Here is a 2,258-nt window from a genome sequence, read left to right as displayed (position 1 = left end):
TAACAATCGTCACTACGAACAAAATACAATGGAGTGAAGTAGTCTATTCATCTTGTACTCAAAATATAATTGCTACTCTTATTAGAGAGATTGCTTCAGTCGTACATCATCGCAATGACGAATTGTTTATTATTTTATTGGAAGTTCAATTTCAATAGTAGTTTCTTCTCCTAATTTTGAGTTTACTTTAATAACTCCTTTTAATTTTTTAATTCTTGAGTTTATATTCTTCAATCCAATTCCTTTATTTTCTTTTTCTGAATCAAAACCAACTCCATTATCTTCAATTTTTATGAGCATATTGCCACCTTCTTGAGCTATTTTTAGCTTTATAGTATTTGCTTTTGCGTGTTTAATACAATTTTGTATCACTTCTTGAAGAATTCGATGAATATTAATTTTTGCTTTTTCATCAATCTTTTTCCAATCAATCTCTGTTGAAATATCTACACTATATTCAAAACCTCCTATTTTACTTTTCTCTTCAAAAAGCTCTTTAATTAATAGTTTAAAATTATCTGATTGACTAATAGTATGGCTCAATTTATGTGAAACTTCTCTGATTTCTTTTTCTACATTTTGCAACTCATTAAGAAGGTATTGGTGTTTATTTAACTCATCAATATCACCTTGAAGTTTTAAAAAACCTAAACTAAGTCTGGTTCCAAAAAGCTTACTTAAAACCCCATCATGAAGTTCTTGAGCTATTCTGTCTCTTTCTAAATATCTAGTCTCAGCTTGTTGTAATTGTGTTTGGTATATTAATTTTCTTCTACGTAATACAAAAAACAAAGAACCTATACTTAGCCCCAACAAACTTATAAGTGTTAATAACCAACCAATTGTTTTTTGTTGCTTTTGATATGATATTTCTTCTTGACTTCTATTATTTTCAGACTTTAAGAGCGTATTTTCTTTTTCCCTTTTAACTGTTTGGTAATTAAATCTCGCTATTTTTTCTTGTAATTTATTAGTTACATCAATTAAACTGTCTTTTAATTGTACGTATTTTTTAAAATAATCTTTTGATTTAGAATATATGTTTTGATTTAGAATTAATTCTAATTTTTGTAATTGAAGTTCCTTATTTTTACTTTTAAGCGCATATTCAAAAGCTTTAATAGCGTGTTTATTTGCTAAGTTCTTGTTCTTTTTATCAATATAGTACAGACTAATATTTGTGTGCGTAAAACATAAACCTTCATTGTTTTTTAATCTTTCTTTTATGTATACCGCTTCATTATATTTTTTAATAACACCTTCTTTTTTACCTAAAACATAATTACTGATAGCTATACCTTCTATTAAATTAGCGTACACTTGAGGTGCTTTCATTTTAATATTTTTAGTAGCTAACCCATACTTAAAATATTTTATTGCTTTTTCATGTCTATCATCATTTTGATAATAAACTCCTTGATCTAACCATAAGTTACCCCAAACTTCGTTACGTTTATTTTCACCTTTTTGTTTTGAGAAAAGATATTCTTGAGAAAATGCCATAGCAGAAAACAGCATAGCACATAGGACTAATCGCATAATTTAAATAACAATTTTTGTTTAAAAGTAATGTTTTTTAAATTAATGTAAGTTTAAACATGTTAGAGAGTTTTCTAAGAACTTTCATTCTAAAAAAGTGAAATGTCACGACGAATGAAACGTAGAGAAATGAAGTAGTCTCTTTATTCTCTGTTCAAAATTTAAACACTAACTCTTGTTCGAGAGATTGCTTCGTCATACTTCCTCGCAATGACATTAACAATCGTCACTACGAACATAATGTAATGAAGTAGTCTGTTAATCTTGTACTCAAAATATAATTGTTAACTCTTATTGAAGAGATTGCTTCAGTCGTAACCTTCTTCGCAATGACATTCTTTTTAGTATATTCAACTTATGAAAAAGAACTGTGTTTATTTACTTACAAATAAAAATAATACTATTATATATATTGGAGTTACTAGTAACTTGATAAAACGTATATATCAACATAAATCAAAAACTTTTAAGGGTTTTACTGCTAAATATAATTGTGATAAACTAGTTTATTTTGAAGAATTCGATTCTATTGACGAAGCTATTATTCGAGAAAAACAGTTAAAGTCTGGTAATAGACGAAGAAAAGAAGACTTAATTAACATTGAAAACCCTCTATGGAAAGATTTATCAGAAGGTTGGTTATTTGATTTCATGTAATAAATCGTCACTACGAACATAATGCAATGGAGTGAAGTAGTCTGTTTATATTGTACTCAAAA

Annotated in this window: 2 protein-coding genes; one reads left to right on the top strand and one right to left on the bottom strand. The window is 27.2% G+C overall.

Annotation, left to right across the window (positions count from 1 at the left end; translation table 11 throughout):
• Positions 1 to 129 precede the first annotated feature (129 nt).
• The gene (locus DS884_RS07570; RefSeq protein WP_113786336.1) at positions 130 to 1,539 is read right to left on the bottom strand and encodes a sensor histidine kinase; all 1,410 of its coding nucleotides are present in this window, start codon (positions 1,537 to 1,539) and stop codon (positions 130 to 132) included.
• A 357-nt stretch (positions 1,540 to 1,896) separates the two neighbouring features.
• Between DS884_RS07570 and DS884_RS07565 the strand changes: the two genes are divergently transcribed.
• Entirely contained in the window at positions 1,897 to 2,196 is a 300-nt protein-coding gene (locus DS884_RS07565; RefSeq protein ID WP_113786335.1) for a GIY-YIG nuclease family protein, read from the top strand.
• The last annotated feature ends 62 nt before the right edge of the window (positions 2,197 to 2,258 follow it).

The organism is Tenacibaculum sp. E3R01, assembly GCF_003318185.1.
Classification (GTDB): domain Bacteria; phylum Bacteroidota; class Bacteroidia; order Flavobacteriales; family Flavobacteriaceae; genus Polaribacter; species Polaribacter halocynthiae.
Note: the sequence above shows the minus strand (reverse complement) of the source record. Positions and strands in the feature narration are given on the sequence as shown.